Source organism: Nonomuraea purpurea (genome assembly GCF_042650645.1).
GTDB classification, from domain to species: domain Bacteria; phylum Actinomycetota; class Actinomycetes; order Streptosporangiales; family Streptosporangiaceae; genus Nonomuraea; species Nonomuraea purpurea.
Window position 1 is genome coordinate 1 of the sequence record NZ_JBHSBI010000022.1, and the last position, 14549, is coordinate 14549.

General features: G+C 70.3%; 18 protein-coding genes. 10 read left to right on the forward strand and 8 right to left on the reverse strand.

Going from position 1 to position 14549, the window contains the following annotated elements; genetic code table 11:
• Window positions 1-308, forward strand: a 308-nt coding sequence (gene tnpA, locus ACFOY2_RS35045; protein WP_379532402.1) for an IS200/IS605 family transposase, incomplete at its 5' end; no start/stop codon positions are given.
• Between the two features lie 222 nt (window positions 309-530).
• On the opposite strand, the gene ACFOY2_RS35050 is transcribed toward tnpA, so the two are convergent.
• The gene (locus ACFOY2_RS35050) at window positions 531-1199 is read right to left on the reverse strand and encodes a cation transporter (protein ID WP_379532561.1); all 669 of its coding nucleotides are present in this window, start codon (window positions 1197-1199) and stop codon (window positions 531-533) included.
• A gap of 103 nt (window positions 1200-1302) precedes the next feature.
• On the opposite strand from ACFOY2_RS35050, the gene ACFOY2_RS35055 reads away from it, so the two are divergent.
• Complete coding sequence (locus ACFOY2_RS35055; protein WP_379532403.1) at window positions 1303-1455, forward strand: hypothetical protein; 153 nt, start codon at window positions 1303-1305, stop codon at window positions 1453-1455.
• Between the two features lie 203 nt (window positions 1456-1658).
• Window positions 1659-2984 (forward strand): family 43 glycosylhydrolase, encoded by a 1326-nt coding sequence (locus ACFOY2_RS35060; protein WP_379532404.1) that lies wholly within the window; start codon window positions 1659-1661, stop codon window positions 2982-2984.
• 73 nt (window positions 2985-3057) lie between these two features.
• Here the strand turns inward: ACFOY2_RS35060 and aztA are convergent, their stop codons facing one another.
• Window positions 3058-3780 carry a zinc ABC transporter ATP-binding protein AztA gene (aztA, locus tag ACFOY2_RS35065; RefSeq protein WP_379532405.1) on the reverse strand — a complete coding sequence of 241 codons (723 nt, stop codon included), beginning with the start codon at window positions 3778-3780 and terminating at the stop codon, window positions 3058-3060.
• Window positions 3781-3832: 52 nt separating this feature from the next.
• On the opposite strand from aztA, the gene aztB reads away from it, so the two are divergent.
• Genes aztB through aztD form a run of 4 tightly spaced genes read left to right on the forward strand, consistent with a single transcriptional unit; the run spans window position 3833 to window position 7890 of the window.
• Window positions 3833-4669, forward strand: a complete 837-nt coding sequence (gene aztB / locus ACFOY2_RS35070) for a zinc ABC transporter permease AztB (protein ID WP_379532406.1) — start codon at window positions 3833-3835, stop codon at window positions 4667-4669.
• The gene (locus ACFOY2_RS35075; RefSeq protein ID WP_379532407.1) at window positions 4666-5814 is read left to right on the forward strand and encodes an ABC transporter; all 1149 of its coding nucleotides are present in this window, start codon (window positions 4666-4668) and stop codon (window positions 5812-5814) included. Before aztB ends, ACFOY2_RS35075 begins: the two co-directional genes overlap by 4 nt.
• Window positions 5811-6710 carry a zinc ABC transporter substrate-binding protein AztC gene (aztC, locus tag ACFOY2_RS35080; protein ID WP_379532408.1) on the forward strand — a complete coding sequence of 300 codons (900 nt, stop codon included), beginning with the start codon at window positions 5811-5813 and terminating at the stop codon, window positions 6708-6710. The genes ACFOY2_RS35075 and aztC overlap by 4 nt, the downstream gene beginning before the upstream one ends.
• A 25-nt stretch (window positions 6711-6735) precedes the next feature.
• Window positions 6736-7890: a zinc metallochaperone AztD gene (gene aztD / locus ACFOY2_RS35085; protein WP_379532409.1), complete on the forward strand. Its 1155-nt coding sequence runs from the start codon at window positions 6736-6738 to the stop codon at window positions 7888-7890.
• Between the two features lie 45 nt (window positions 7891-7935).
• Here the strand turns inward: aztD and ACFOY2_RS35090 are convergent, their stop codons facing one another.
• Window positions 7936-8109 (reverse strand): hypothetical protein, encoded by a 174-nt coding sequence (locus ACFOY2_RS35090; RefSeq protein WP_379532410.1) that lies wholly within the window; start codon window positions 8107-8109, stop codon window positions 7936-7938.
• Between the two features lie 51 nt (window positions 8110-8160).
• Here ACFOY2_RS35090 and ACFOY2_RS35095 point away from each other — a divergent pair, with 51 nt between their 5' ends.
• Window positions 8161-8511 carry a DoxX family protein gene (locus ACFOY2_RS35095; protein WP_379532411.1) on the forward strand — a complete coding sequence of 117 codons (351 nt, stop codon included), beginning with the start codon at window positions 8161-8163 and terminating at the stop codon, window positions 8509-8511.
• 44 nt (window positions 8512-8555) lie between these two features.
• On the opposite strand, the gene ACFOY2_RS35100 is transcribed toward ACFOY2_RS35095, so the two are convergent.
• The 3 genes from ACFOY2_RS35100 to ACFOY2_RS35110 all read right to left on the reverse strand — a co-directional run bounded on the left by ACFOY2_RS35100 (window position 8556) and on the right by ACFOY2_RS35110 (window position 10247).
• Entirely contained in the window at window positions 8556-8699 is a 144-nt protein-coding gene (locus tag ACFOY2_RS35100; protein WP_379532412.1) for a hypothetical protein, read from the reverse strand.
• 118 nt (window positions 8700-8817) lie between these two features.
• Window positions 8818-10104 (reverse strand): ArsB/NhaD family transporter, encoded by a 1287-nt coding sequence (locus ACFOY2_RS35105; RefSeq protein ID WP_379532413.1) that lies wholly within the window; start codon window positions 10102-10104, stop codon window positions 8818-8820.
• Window positions 10101-10247 (reverse strand): hypothetical protein, encoded by a 147-nt coding sequence (locus ACFOY2_RS35110; protein ID WP_379532414.1) that lies wholly within the window; start codon window positions 10245-10247, stop codon window positions 10101-10103. The genes ACFOY2_RS35105 and ACFOY2_RS35110 overlap by 4 nt, the downstream gene beginning before the upstream one ends.
• Before the next feature lie 258 nt (window positions 10248-10505).
• Here ACFOY2_RS35110 and nhaA point away from each other — a divergent pair, with 258 nt between their 5' ends.
• Window positions 10506-11786 carry a Na+/H+ antiporter NhaA gene (gene nhaA / locus ACFOY2_RS35115; RefSeq protein WP_379532415.1) on the forward strand — a complete coding sequence of 427 codons (1281 nt, stop codon included), beginning with the start codon at window positions 10506-10508 and terminating at the stop codon, window positions 11784-11786.
• A 74-nt stretch (window positions 11787-11860) separates the two neighbouring features.
• Here nhaA and ACFOY2_RS35120 read toward each other — a convergent pair whose 3' ends face one another.
• Both ACFOY2_RS35120 and ACFOY2_RS35125 read right to left on the reverse strand, forming a co-directional pair.
• Complete coding sequence (locus ACFOY2_RS35120; protein ID WP_379532416.1) at window positions 11861-12601, reverse strand: hemerythrin domain-containing protein; 741 nt, start codon at window positions 12599-12601, stop codon at window positions 11861-11863.
• A gap of 165 nt (window positions 12602-12766) precedes the next feature.
• Window positions 12767-13537, reverse strand: a complete 771-nt coding sequence (locus ACFOY2_RS35125; RefSeq protein WP_379532417.1) for a TetR/AcrR family transcriptional regulator — start codon at window positions 13535-13537, stop codon at window positions 12767-12769.
• Window positions 13538-13619: 82 nt separating this feature from the next.
• Here ACFOY2_RS35125 and ACFOY2_RS35130 point away from each other — a divergent pair, with 82 nt between their 5' ends.
• Window positions 13620-14534 carry an NmrA family NAD(P)-binding protein gene (locus ACFOY2_RS35130; protein WP_379532418.1) on the forward strand — a complete coding sequence of 305 codons (915 nt, stop codon included), beginning with the start codon at window positions 13620-13622 and terminating at the stop codon, window positions 14532-14534.
• Window positions 14535-14549 lie beyond the last annotated feature (15 nt).

The window sequence follows — 14549 nt, forward strand, 5'->3', positions numbered from 1 at the left end:
TGCGCCGCTGCGAAGACATCATGATCGAGGTGTGCGACAGTTTCGAGGCCGAACTCCGCGAGTTCAACGGCGAACACGACCACGTCCACCTGCTCGTGCACTACCCGCCCAAGGTCGCGATCAGCAAACTCGTCAACTCGTTGAAGGGCGTCTCCTCGCACTACCTCCGCAAGGAGTTCACCGGCCGGGTCAACCGCGCCATCATGCACGGCCACTTCTGGTCACCCAGCTACTTCGCCGCGTCCTGTGGCGGAGCACCACTATCGATCATCAAGGCGTATATCGAACAGCAGCGCCGCCCCACCTGAGATTCCAGCTCCGCGCTCCGGGCTGCCCCGCCTACGGCAGGCCATCCCCCAAGGGGGGACCGCATTCATCCCCGGCCTGAAGCCGAGGCTTTCTGCGGATCTTCGGTAATTTTCGCCGTCCCTGCTTACCAAGAAGGGGAAAACCCGAGTAACTGGAAGGTACAGCGGATGGCAGACACTCCATCGCGGGATCTCCGGCAGACGATGCGAGATCCCGCGGCGCTACCCGTCCGACGTGGTGGAACAACCTGCGCAGCAGGCGTCTCCTTTCCAGGCCGCGCGGCCCTCCTTCACCGCCACCGCGGCGATCGCGAGGGCGGCGATCGGGTCGGCCCACGACCAGCCGAAGAGGCTGTTGAGGGCCAGCCCTGCCAGCAGGATCGCGGACAGGTAGGTGCACAACAGGGTCTGCTTGGAGTCGGCCAAGGCGGAGGCCGAGCCGAGTTCGCGGGCGGCGCGACGCTGGGCGTACGACAGGAAGGGCATGATCAGCAGGCTCAGCGCGGCGAGGATCAGCCCCGGCGTGGAGTGTTCCGCCTCGCCCGATCCGGTCAGGGCGCGTATCGCGTCGAAGGTGACGTACGCGGCCAGTGCGAAGAAGGAGACGGCGATGACGCGCAGCGCGGTCTTCTCGCGGCGTTCATGGTCACGGGCGGAGAACTGCCAGGCCACCGCCGTGGCGGAGGCGACCTCCACGAGCGAGTCCAGGCCGAAGCCGATGAGCGCCGCGGAGGAGGCGGCGGCGCCGGCCCCGAGGGCGATCACGGCCTCGATCACGTTGTAGGTGATGGTGGCGGCGACCAGGAGCCGGATGCGGCGCCGCAGGGCCGCACGCCGGGTTGTCGCGAGGACAGTTCCCGTCGGCGCGGACTCCTTCTCAGGGGATGCCAGATCCTGAACGGGCCGCTCATTATTGATCGCAATATGGCGATGATATCCCAAGGGTGCAATGTAGAAAAGCTGTATTGGCGGGCAGGCGCTCGCCCTCGGGCTGGTGGACGAGGTGGCGATGGACGTCGTGCCCGTGGTCTTCGGGTCGGGCAAGCGGTATTTCGGGTCGGTCGACGCCCAGCAACTGCTGGAGGACCCGCATGTGGTGATCCAGGGCGACCGGGTGCTGCACCTGCTCTACCGAGTCCGCCGATAGCGGGGCGGGCACGGCTCACGAGGCCGATTGGGGGATTTTTTCCGGGTTATTGACGAAATATCGATGACTTCGGCAGACTCTCCGCATGCGGCACAAGAGCGGCCCTCCCGCTCACCCGCGGCAAGGGGCGCATGGCGCCCCGTCGCGCGCGGGCGGCCGCTGGGAGCGAACTCGGCGAGCGCCGGCGTAGGAGGACGTGACTGATGACCACTTCTGACAACGGAACGCACGTCGGCCGACGATCCTTGTTAACGGGTGTGGCAGGCATCATGGGCGGGGCGGCGCTGCCCGCGACCGCCGCGCACGCCGCGCCGGCGGAGATGCGGCGCCACCCGCGGAACTGGCCGGACCCCGAGCCCTACGGCCTGGCCGACACCCGGCTCGACCTGTGGCCGCGTGCGGACAACTCCTTCATCCTCCCGCTCGAACTGCGCCCCCGCGACGAGGAGCGCGGCCGGGTCTGGATGCGGGACACCTACGTCAACTGCTTCGTCGTCGGCGGTCGTCCGATCTACGTCGCCACCGGCACCACCCGGGCGCCCGGGCCGCCGGCCGGCTCGTGGAACGACGGCATCTTCTTGTGGGTGTCACCGTCCCTGCGGGGCCCGTGGAGGCTGGCCGACACCACCGGCGTCCGGGCCGGCGCCGAGAAGGGCAAGGTGTGGTCGCCCGAGTTCGTCGGCGAGAACCGGCCGGGACGCACGGTCGTCGCTCCGTGGCAGGAGTACTGGTACGACGACCGGTTCGGCAAGCGGGGCAACGTCTGGGCCCCGGAGGTGCACTACTTCCGCGGCAAGTGGTACATCGTGGCGTGCATGGGAGACCACTCCCAGAAGGTCGGCTCGTTCCTGCTCGTGAGCGAGGGCGGGGTCGAGGGGCCATACCGGCTCATCGAGGGCAACTTCGGCAAGCCCTTCGGCGACTCCTTCATCGGCGGGCCCGACTTCATCAAGCCCGGCGCCTACCACCACATCGACGGCAGCCTCTACACCGAGGGCGACGACGCGTGGCTCGTGCTGCACAACCACCTGTACGCCAAGTTCCGTGACGACATGGAGGACATCGTCCCGACGACGAACCTCCCCAAGTTCCGGCAGACGCCCTACTCGCCCGAGCCGTACATCGAAGGCTCGTACGTGTACAAGCACCAGGGCAGGTACTACCTCCTCCACGCCGTCTGGAACCGCACCTCGGCCAATCCCGACGGCAGCACGCGCCACGCCTACGACCCGGCCGGCCCCGGCCGCACGCAGTACCAGTACGACGCGGTCCTGGCCGTCGCCGACACTTTCGAGGGTCCCTACTCCCGGCGGTGGACCATGGGCGTCGGCGCCGGCCACAACAACATCTTCGCCGATCGCAGCGGGCAACTGTGGGCGACGTTCTTCCGCAACCCCGCCTTCGGCTACTGGGCCGACCCTTCGCGCAGCGCCGACGCCGCGGTGCCCGGCGTCGTGAAGCTGGAGTGGACCGGACCGGAGGGCGGTCGCCTGTACGTCGAGCGCCGCAATCGCGGACACGCCGATTGACACCCGCACACCAGCCCCCTTGGGCGCGCTCCCCTGCGTCACGAAGCCGGCAAGGGACCAGGCGAAAGCCCGCTCAGGACTGACCACCGCGTCCGAGCAACGCCCCACCGAACACGCCGCTCAGCGCCTGCGTCGTCAGGACGGCTGACGGCGGGCCCTGTGCGATGAGCCGGCCGTCGTTCAGCAGGAGGCAGTGTTCGGCTCGCAGCGCCATGTCCAGGTCGTGTGTGGCGTGCACCACCGTGACACCCCGTGCCTTCTCCTCCTCCAGGACCGTGCGGACGTACTGCCGTGCCTCCAGGTCCAGGCCGGTCGCGGGCTCGTCGAGCAGGAGGAGGTCGGGTTCCTGCGCGAGCCCCTGGGCGAGCAGGGCTCGCTGGCGTTGGCCGCCCGACAGCGCGCCCAGGCGCCGCCCGGCCAGGTCGAGGATGCCCAGGCGGGACAGGCAGGCGTCGACGACCGCCCAGTCCGCCGCCGTCAGTCGTTTCCATGGCCCGCGCAGCGCCCAGCGGCCCATGGCCACGGTGTCGCGCACGGTGATCGGCAGCGTGTCGGAGACGGCACTGCGCTGCACGACGTAACCGGGGCGGCGGGCACCGCCGCGCTCCACCCTGCCGTGGCCGGGCCGGATGACACCGGCGAGCACGGCGAGCAGCGTGGACTTGCCCGAGCCGTTGGGGCCGACGACGGCGGTCACCTCCGCGCGGGGCAGTTCGGCCGAGAGCCCGCGCAGGACCGTCCTGCGGCCGTATCCGGCCGTGAGGTCGTGGAGCGCGACCGTGCCGTGGATCGCCACGGAACCTCCCCAAGTAGAAATGGTAATGATTTTCATTGTAGTGTGCTTTGCCATGGATTGGTTGCTTGATCCGTTTCAGGTGTCATTTGTCCGGCAAGCGCTGTGGGCGGGGATCCTGGTCTCCCTGATCTGCGCCGTCGCGGGAACGTGGGTGGTTCTGCGCGGGATGGCCTTCCTCGGGGACGCGATGTCCCACGGGATGCTGCTCGGCGTGGCCCTCGCCTCCCTGGCGGGGGTGAACGTCCTGATCGGCGGCCTGCTCAGCGCGGGCGGGATGGCGCTGGGCGTGAACGTGCTCAGCCGGTCGCGCCGGCTGTCGCAGGACACCGGAATCGGGCTGTTGTTCGCCGGAATGTTGTCCCTCGGCGTGATCGTCGTCTCTCACTCGGAATCCTTCGCCGTGGACCTGACCGCGTTCCTGTTCGGCGACGTCCTGGCGGTCAGGCCGGAGGACCTGGCGGGGCTCGCCGCCGCACTGGCCGTGACCGTACTGGCGGGCGCCGCCGGTCACCGCCTCTTCGTCGCCCTCGCCTTCGACCCGCGCAAGGCCCACACGCTGGGCCTGCGTCCCCGGCCTGCGCAGGCCCTCCTGGTCGGGCTGGTCACGCTGGCCATCGTGGCCTCGTTCCACGTCGTCGGCACGCTGCTCGTCTTCGGGCTGCTCATCGCACCCGCGGCCGCGGCGGCGCTGTGGGCCAGGAGCATCCCCAGGATCATGCTCGGCGCGGCGCTGCTCGGGACCGGCTCGACCGTGATCGGGCTGGTCGTCTCGTGGCACGCGGCCACCGCCGCCGGCGCCACCATCGTGGCCGTCGCCGTGGCCGCGTTCTTCCTGTCGGCCCTGGCGGACGTCCTGCGGCGCCGGATCCCCTCCGAGGTGTCGCGATGAGGGCGACGATCGTGATCCTGGCCGCCGCCGGGCTCGTGCTCACCGGCTGCGCCCGGCAGAGCGGGGGCGGCGGCCAGGCCCAGGAGGTCCCGCACGGGTACGTCGAAGGCGCCGAGGAGACGGCCGAGACGCAGTCCCGCCTCGTCCTGGTCGACGAGCAGGCGGAGAAGGCGCACGTCCTGGACCTGGTCACCGGGAAGGTCTCCCTTCTCGCCGAGGTCGGCGACGTCGAGAGCGTGACCGGCGACGGGCGCTTCGCCTACCTCACCACCGCGACGGGCGACGTCCGGGTGATCGACTCCGGCGCCTGGACCGTCGACCACGGCGACCACGCGCACCACTACCGCTCGGCCCCCCGCGACCTCGGCACGCTCGCGGGCAGGGCCCCGACGGCGGTCGCCACCAGCGCGACCGTCACCGCCGTGCGTTCCTCGGACGGCACGGTCAGGCTGGTCGACCGTTCCCGCATGGAGAAGGGCGAGCTCGCCGAGACGCGCACCCTCAAGGCCGCCGCCGCGGTGCCGTTCGGGGATCGCCTCCTCGTGGCGGAAGGCGGCCAGGTGCGCGTCGACGGAGCCGGCTCCCCCGTCGGAGCCTGCGCGGACGCGGCGGGCGTCGCGGTGACGCGCCGCGGCGCGGTCTTCGGCTGCGCCGACGGCGCCCTGCTGGTCACCGAGAAGGACGGCACGTTCACAGGCGTGCGGATCCCCTATCCGGGCGAGCGGCCTCGCGACGAGCGCGCCACGGAGTTCCACCACCGGCCGGGCAGCACGGTCCTGGCGGCGAAGGCCGGCAAGACGGGCGTCTGGGTCCTCGACGTCACGGCCAGGACGTGGCGGCTGCTGAAGACCGGGCCCACCGTGGCGGTCAGCGCCACAGGCCCCGGCTCACCGGTGCTGTGCCTGACAGAGGCCGGCGAGTTGCGCGCTTACGATCCCCGTTCGGGCAAGGAGGCGGCCAGTACGGCGCTGCTGCGCACTCCCCTGACCGGCTCGCCGGCCATCCAGGTGGACACCGCCCGCGCGTACGTCAACGACCCCGCCGGCCGCGTCGTCCACGAGATCGACTACAACGACCGTCTCAGGCGCGCCCGCACGTTCGAGCCGGGCTTCGCGCCGGCGCACATGACGGAGACCGGCCGATGATCCGCCATCTCGTCGTCGCCGCCGTGGTCGCCGTGGCGGTGAGCGGATGCGCCGGCGCGGGGCCGTCCGAAGCCCGGGTCGTCGTCACCACGAACATCCTGGGCGACCTCACCCGAGCCGTCGTCGGCGGCCAGGCCCGGGTGAGCGTGCTGATGAAGCCGGACTCCGACCCGCACTCGTTCGGCGTCTCCGCCCAGGAGGCGGCCACGATCGAACGCGCGGACCTGGTCGTGCACAACGGGCTCGGCCTGGAGGAGGGCGTCCTGCGCCACGTGCGGGCCGCGGCGGAATCGGGTGTGCCCACGCTGGCGGTGGCGGAGGGCGTCGAGCCCGTGCCGTTCACCGCCGGGGAGCCGCGGCCCGATCCCCACTTCTGGACCGATCCGCGGCGCGTGGCCAAGGCCGTGGACCTGATCGCCGAGCAGGTCGTCGCGCGGGTCGAGGGCGCGGACGCGGCCACCGTACGGGCCAACGCCGCGGCCTACCGCGAGCGGGTCGAGGACCTGGACGCCTGGGTGGCGCGGGAGGTCGCGACCATCCCGCCCGGCTCCCGCAAGCTGGTCACCAACCATCACGTCTTCGGCTACTTCGCCCGGCGCTACGGCTTCGAGATCGTCGGCGCGGTGATCCCCAGCGGCACCACCCTGGCCTCCCCCAGCGCCTCGGACCTGAAGTCGTTGCGGGACGTCATCCGCGGCACACGGGTGAAAGCGATCTTCGCGGACTCCTCCCAGCCGGACCGCCTCGCCCAGGTGCTCGCCTCCGAGGCCGGTGTACGGGTCCGCGTGATCCCCCTGTTCTCGGAGTCGCTGAGCCGGCACGCGGGCGCCGCCACATACCTCGACATGGTCCGCACCAACACCAAAGCCATCGTCGACGGCCTCAACGGCCGCTGAAACCCACACAGAAGGGCACATCTCCATGACCGTCCGGACCGCATCCGCGGCCCTCATCGCCGCCGGGCTCCTGCTGACCGCCTGCGCGAGCCCCCAACCCGCCGCCGCGCCTGCCGCCCCCTCCCGCGCGCCGGTGAAGGACCCGATCGTCACGACGTACGACGGCGGCCTGTACGTGCTCGACGGGCACACCCTCCAACTGGCCGAGGACATCCCCCTGACCGGGTTCAACCGCGTCAACCCCGCCGGCGACGACCGGCACGTGCTGGTCTCCACCTCCACCGGCTTCCGCGTGCTCGACGCGGTCGGCGCCACGCTGAAGGACGACGAGTTCAAGGGGAACAAACCCGGACACGTCGCCCGGCACGCCGGCCGCACCGCACTGTTCTCGGACGGCACCGGCGAGGTGACCGTCTTCGACCCCAAGAACCTGGCCGCCGGACTGCCCAAGGGCGAGGTCTACACCTCGGCCGCACCCCACCACGGCGTGGCGATCCAGTTGGGCAACCGCGAGCTGGTCGTCACGCTCGGCACCGAGGAGGAAGGCGTCGGCATCCTCGTCCTGGACGAAAACCGCAAGGAGATCACGCGCAACGAGAAGTGCCCAGGAGTTCACGGCGAGGCCACCGCGAAGGACGAGGCCGTCGTGATCGGCTGCGAGGACGGCGTCCTGATCTACAAGGACGGCAAGATCACCAAGGTCGACAGCCCGGACGACTACGGCCGGGTCGGCAACCAGTCCGGGTCCGACTCCTCGCCCATCGTGCTGGGCGACTACAAGAAGGACCCCGACGCCGAACTGGAGCGGCCCACGCGGATCTCGCTCATCGACACCGTCGGCGGCACGCTGAAGCTGGTGGACCTCGGCACCAGCTACACCTTCCGCTCCTTGGCCCGGGGGCCGCAGGGTGAGGCCCTCGTCCTCGGCACCGACGGCCGCGTCCACGTGATCGACCCCGACCGGGCGGAGGTCGTCAAGTCCATCGACGTCATGGACGAGTGGAGCGAGCCGCTGGAATGGCAGCAGCCGCGGCCGGCCATCTTCGTGCGCGACAACACCGTTTACGTGAGCGACCCTGCCAAGAAGCACGTGCACGCCGTCGACCTGCCGTCCAGCGGCGTCGTCAGGAGCGCCACCCTGCCGCGCAGCCCGAACGAACTCAGCGGCACCGCCGGATAGCGTTCACCCCTTCAGAAGGGGCGCGAGAGGTCCGGCTGTGCGACTTCACCAGTCGAGGGTGACGGGCCGCTCGTGCCGCACGCCCCGGAACAGGTCTTTCAGCAGTACGGTCAGCCGGGGCGGAAAGATCCGTTCCGGGGCCGCGTCCAGCTCGGGCACACTCCACCACCGGTGCCCGAGCGTACCGGCGAGCGGCGAAGGGAGGAGAAGCGGTGCCATCGACGCTACCAAGCAGTAAGTTGTCGTTCTGGATCTCTGGAGGAGTCGCCGGTGAGCGCCGTTGTTGTCGTGTTGTCGGTCCTGCTCGGCCTCCTGTTCGTCGGGACCGGCGGGATCAAGGTATTGAGCGTGCCTCCGTCGCCGGCGATCCGCGATCATCTGGGGATTCGGCCGGAGTTATGGCGGTTGATCGGCGTGCTGGAGGCCGCGGGCGGTGTGGGGCTGCTGGCGGGGTTCGTGGTGCCGCCGCTCGGAGTGGCCGCGTCGATCGGGCTGGTCCTGCTGATGATCGGTGCGATCGTCAGCCGGGTGCGGGTGTCCGACTCGGCGGCGGCGATCTCCATCGACGTCCTGGTGCTCGTGCTTGTCGCGGGTCTCGTAGCCGCGCGCACGTTTGCCTGACGCGGGAGCAAACGACCGTTCGCCAAGCCACCCCCATGGACCTGTCAGGCCCCCGAATCCCGCCCGCCGTCGTCGGGCCGTCCTTGGCCGGCGTTCTTGCCCTTCCTCCTGCCGATCTCCAGCGAGACGGCGATGCCGATGGCGATCGATATGCCGATGGCGGAGACGATCCAGCCTGCCGGGTCCATTTGAGCCCCTCTCTGGGCAACGCCCTCAGCGGTACGTGTTCGGCAAATTTCCCGATATACCCGCCCACGACGGGCAAAACCTGAAGGGAGCTCACGGGGCTGCCGGTAATGCTCCTGATCACATGAGATAGCGCAACCACAAGTACGGGGCGACCAGCGCGACGGTGACGGGGGTGACGATCAGGCCGTACTTGGTGAACTGCCAGAAGCTGATCGGGGTGCCGTTGCGGGCGGCGATGCCGAGCACGACCACGTTGGCGGCGGCGCCGACGGCGGTGGCGTTGCCGCCGAGGTCGGCGCCGAAGGCCAGCGCCCACCACAGCACCTGCGCGCCCTCGCCACCCGCCTGGACCAGTTGCTCGACGATCGGGCTCATGGTGGCGACGTACGGGATGTTGTCCACGAGGGCCGACAGCATGGCCGAGACGCCCAGCACCCCCATCGTGGCCACCGTGAGCTGTCCGTCGGTGGCCGCGACCGCCGCTCGCGCGAGCTCCCCGATGACGCCGGTCTCCACCAGCGCGCCGACCATGACGAACAGCCCCGCGAAGAACACCAGCGTGGGCCACTCCACCTCGGCGATGGCCTGCTCGGCGCTCACCCTGGTCACCGCCACCAGCACGCCCGCGCCCAGCAACGCGACCACCGACGGCGCGTGGTGCAGCACCGGATGCAGCACGAACGCGGCCAGCACCAGCGCGAGCACGACCAGCGACTGCCACAGAAGGCGACGGTCCGCGATCGCCTCCCGCTCGTTCAACGCCATGACCTCGGCCGCCCGCTCAGGGTCGTACCGGAACGACCGGCCGAACATCAGCCGGCACAGGGCGACGAACACCACCATCAGCACGACGACCATCGGCGCCATGTGGATGAGGAAGTCGTTGAAGCTCAAGCCGCCGCGGCTGGCGATGATGATGTTCGGCGGGTCACCGACCAGGGTGGCGGTGCCGCCGATGTTGGACGCCATCGCCTCGGCGATCAGGAACGGCACCGGATTGACCGCGAGCCGTTCACACACCAGGAACGTCACCGGCGCGATCAACAGCACCGTGGTCACGTTGTCCAGCAACGCCGACGCCGACGCGGTGATCAGCACCAGCAGCACCATCAGCCGGAAAGGCCGGCCGCGGGCGCGCTTGGCCGCCCAGATCGCCAGGTACTCGAAGACGCCGGTCTCTTTCAGCACCCCGACGATGACCATCATGCCGAGCAGCAGGAAGATGACGTTCCAGTCGATGCCGGAGTGCTCGGAGAAGAACGCCGCCTCGGCGCCGGTGGCGTGGATCAGCAGCATGATCCCGGCCCCGCCGAGCGCGGCCGCCACCCGGTTCACCTTCTCGGTGGCGATCAGCGTGTAGGCGGCCACGAAGACCGCCACGCTCGCCCAGGACAGCACGCTCATGCCGTGATTGCCTCACACACGGTGTCCAGTACGCGTGGGAAGAAGCCGGCGTGCGCCGGGTCGTCCGGGCCGGAGGCGGCATCGGTCACGGAGGCGTCGAAGCCGACCGAGGGGAGGTCGGCAAGCAGATCACAGGCGCGCACCGGCACTTCCTTCGCACGTCAACGGGTCAGGACCTGCCGACCAGACTTCCCGGCACACCTACAAGGAACTTATCAATCGTCGTCAAGATCGTATAGGCGGGCGGCCTGCTCGGACAGGGTCGCGGGGCGATTCGGTGGTCGCGGTGGCGTCAAGAATGCGTGAGTTGCCGTGACATCGCCGGTGTTATGGTGGGCGCGGTGTGCCGGGAAGTCTGGTCGGCAAGTGAGCGTCCCGACCCCTGCGACGAGCGGAGTTCCATGCCCGGCCCCACCTCCCGACGTACACCACGCCTGCTCGATCGGAGCACGTGGCCAGAGGCACGCCGCATCGCCGACATCCTGCGCAAGGAGACCATCGGCGGAGCGTTACTGCTGGCCGCCGCACTCGCCGCGATGGTCTGGGCCAACTCGCCGTGGGCGCAGACCTACCAGGACCTGCGCGCGATCGAGATCGGGCCCGCCGCGCTGCACTTGAACCTCGACCTGGCCGCCTGGGCCGCGGACGGGCTGCTGGCGATCTTCTTCTTCGTCGCCGGGCTGGAGCTCAAACGGGAGTTCGTCGCCGGCGACCTACGTGACCTGCGGCGGGCGGCCGTGCCGGTGGCCGCGGCGATCGGCGGGGTCGTCGTGCCTGCCCTGGTGTACCTGGCGATCGCCGGCGGAGCCGCCAGGGGGTGGGCGATCCCGACCGCGACCGACATCGCCTTCGCGCTGGCGGTGCTGGCGGTGATCGGCCGCTCCCTGCCGGACGCGCTCCGCACGTTCCTGCTGACCTTGGCGGTGGTGGACGACCTGATCGCCATCGTCATCATCGCCGTCTTCTACACCGCGCAGTTGGCGGTGCTGCCGCTGCTGGGGGCGCTGGTCCCGCTGGCGGTCTTCGCCGTGCTCGTCCGGCGGGGGACGCGCGCCTGGTGGCTGCTGCTGCCGCCGGCGTTCGCCACCTGGGCGCTCGTGCACGCCTCGGGCGTGCACGCCACCGTGGCCGGGGTGCTGCTGGCCCTGACCGTCCCCGTCCTGACCGACCGGGCTGAGGACGGGCCCGGGCCGGCCGAGCACTTCGAGCACCGGTTCCGGCCGATCTCGGCGGGCATCGCCGTTCCCGTCTTCGCCTTCTTCTCCGCCGGGGTCGCCCTCGGCGGATTGAGCGGACTGTCCGAGACGCTGACCGAGCCGGTCGCCCTCGGCATCATGGCCGGGCTGCTGGTCGGCAAGCCGCTCGGCATCCTGGCCGCGACCTGGCTGGTGGCCCGCTTCACCCGCGCCACCCTGGATGAGGGGCTGGCCTGGATCGACATGGCAGGGCTGGCCATCCTGGCCGGCATCGGGTTCACCGTGTCGCTGCTCATCGGTGAGCTCGCGTTCGGTGCCGCCGGTGACGAGCAGGTCAAGGTCGCCGTCCTGGCCGGTTCTCTGGCCGCCGCGCTGCTGGCCACGGTGATCCTGCGGCTGCGTGCCCGCCTCTACCGGCGCATCCACCAGGCCGAGACCGCCGACGCCGACGCCGACGGCATCCCCGACCTCTACCAGTCCCCCTAACCTCGCCTGGGGGCTGGTCACATCGGGCACGAGCGTCTCAATCCGCGGCGGGCACCGGTAAACGCGACTCGGACTCATACGCGGGGCGTGAACTGGTTCAGGTCGTAGATGCCGAGTGACTTTTCGATGTCGGCGACCTGCCCGACGATGCCGGTGAAGCCGGCCGCGCCGAAGCGGCGGTGCTCCTCGTCCTCGAAGGTCTCGGCCATCTCGGCGAACTCCTTGGGCGGGATGACGTCCCGCATGGCAGGGAAGACGACGGTGTCCTCGCGGGCCTCGTGCGGCTCGTACATGCGGATGAAGGCGGCCATGTCGGCGACCAGGTCGGGACGGGCTCGCTGGGGCGTGGGTTCGGCGGTGGCGTCCAGGATGCGGCCGGTCAGGACGCGTCCGCGCCGGTGCTGCCGGAGCAGGACCGAGACGGTGTCGGTGAGCTTGCCCGCCTTGACCAGGCGCGGGAAGACGTAGCGTTCTTCGAGTCGCTCGTGGTACTCCTCGATGAACGTGCGGATGATGCCGGCCCCGGCATGCAGGGCCTGGACGGGCACCTGCTCGCCGGCGTTGATCCGGCGGATGCCCTCCCGGTAGACCAACAGGACGCGTTTGAGGACCCCGTGCTCACGCATGAGGTCTTCCGGCGGCGTGACCGGTATTCCGGTGGCCTGTTCCCGGCCGGGAGCAGGCGTGGGCGTCGCGACGCCGACGGTTTGCCGTGTGGCGCCGCACCCGGTCAGCACCGCCGAACCGCAGGCCAGGCTGAGCATCTCGCGGCGGCCCACGATCGGTGTTTCGCGCTCGCCCCTTGCTTCGTTCATCGCCTTCAGCCCCGTCCGCTGGCCAGTCCGACGCGGTCCGGCTGGACGGCATCACGCCGGATGCCTGCCCGGTCGCCGATGATCTGATGCGATGACCTGGGTAATGCTTGCTTGGGCCGAGGAGCGCGACCACCCGCGCTGCCAGGCCGGTCAGCCGGCATGGTCTCAGGTGGCGATGCGGCGGCGGCGGGCGCGCTGGCGGCAGGTCGGGCCGCAGTAGCGGGGTGGTCGCCCGGTGGCGTGGACACGCAGCCGAGCGCCGCATTCTGCGCAGTGTCGCACGCTGTGGGCGGCGCTTTCGTGACGTTGAGGGGAGGGTGCGTCACGAAAGGAGCCCACTTTCGTGACGGCCGGGGTACGCAACCCGTCCAGGAGCAGCCGCACCAGCCGTGTGCCGCGCACCCGGTCCCGGTGTGCGGAACGCAGCGCGGCACCCCCGACGGCCAACGCGGCCAGATCGTCGGCCCGCACGTCGGCGCGTATCGCACCAGCCTGTTTCGCCTCGCACAACAGGCGCTCCAGCGCCTCGTGGAACCGCTGCGCCGCGGCGGTCAGCATGGCGCGTGGCCAGCTCTTGTCGGCGGTGAGCGCGTCGCAGACATGCTGGCGGCCGGCCGACTTCTCGATCACTTCGAGCAGGAACCCGAACAGCGCCTCGCCGGGCGCGGCGCGGGCGGCCCACCGACCGGCGGCGGCCACGAATCCCTCGACGTGTTCGGCGAGCACCGCCTCGACCAGGATCTCTTTGCTCGGAAAGTGCCGGTAGACGGTCCCGGCGCCGACCCCGGCGCGCTGCGCGATCCGGCCGAGCGACACCTCCAGCCCTTCTTCGGTGAACATGCGCATCGCGGTGCGCAGCACGATCTCCCGGTTGCGTCGGGCATCGGCGCGCCCGGCAGGTGCCGCACCCGGTACGGGCGCCGCTGCTGCTGTCATGTCACGTAATCCTTGTCTGTGGCGCGGAAGTGGGTGGAACATTCCGCATCGTTAAAGTATCCACCGTCTCCGAAAGGACGTCATGACCACCGTGACGCCGGCAGAGCCCGACTCCCCGATCCTCGTCACTGGCGCCACCGGCAAGCAGGGCGGCGCCACCGCCCGGCGACTGCTTGCCGGAGGGTGGCCGGTGCGAGCCCTGGTGCGCGACCCGGCCGCACCCGCCGCCGCCGCGCTGGCCGCCGCAGGCGCGCAGCTCATGCGCGGCGACTTCGACGATCCGGCGACTCTGCCGCCGGCACTCGACGGCGCCGCCGCCCTGTTCGGCATACCGCCCGTGGCCTTCGGGCCGGCCGGGCCCGAAACCGATCTCGAAGTGGCCCGCGGCCGAGCACTGATCGACGCGGCGGCTGTGGCGGGAGTCAAGCAGGTCGTATTCAGCACCGTCGCCTCGACATCGACCGCACTGCAGGGTTCGACGGGGAAGGCGCTGATCGAACAGTACCTGCACGACCACATCGCGCTGCCTACCGTGCTGCGTCCTGTCCGGTTCATGACCAACTACCTCGGCATCGCGTTGACCGGCATCGACGGCATTTCCGACGGCGTCAACCGTCACCTGTTTCTCCCGCACGAGCCCATGCAGATCATCGCGCTGGAGGACATCGCCGAGTTCGTCGCGCTCGCGTTCGCGGAGCCGACCCGGTTCGCCGGACGAACTCTGGAACTGGCCGGTGACGAACCGACGCCGGTCGAGGCCGCCGCCGCGATCGCCGAGGCCACCGGCATTCCGGTCCGGTACGAGCAACTCACCGACAGCGAGGCCGCCGCGATCAGCTCGGACGTCGCCGAGACCAGGAAACGCTGGCACGCCGGTCACCGATGGCACGCCGACATCGAAGCGTTGCGCGTGATCCACCCCGGCCTGCGTACCCTCACCGACTGGCTCACCGAATCCGGGGCCGCCGCTATCCGCGCCCACCTCACCACTGCCTGACGTCCGTCCTTCCGA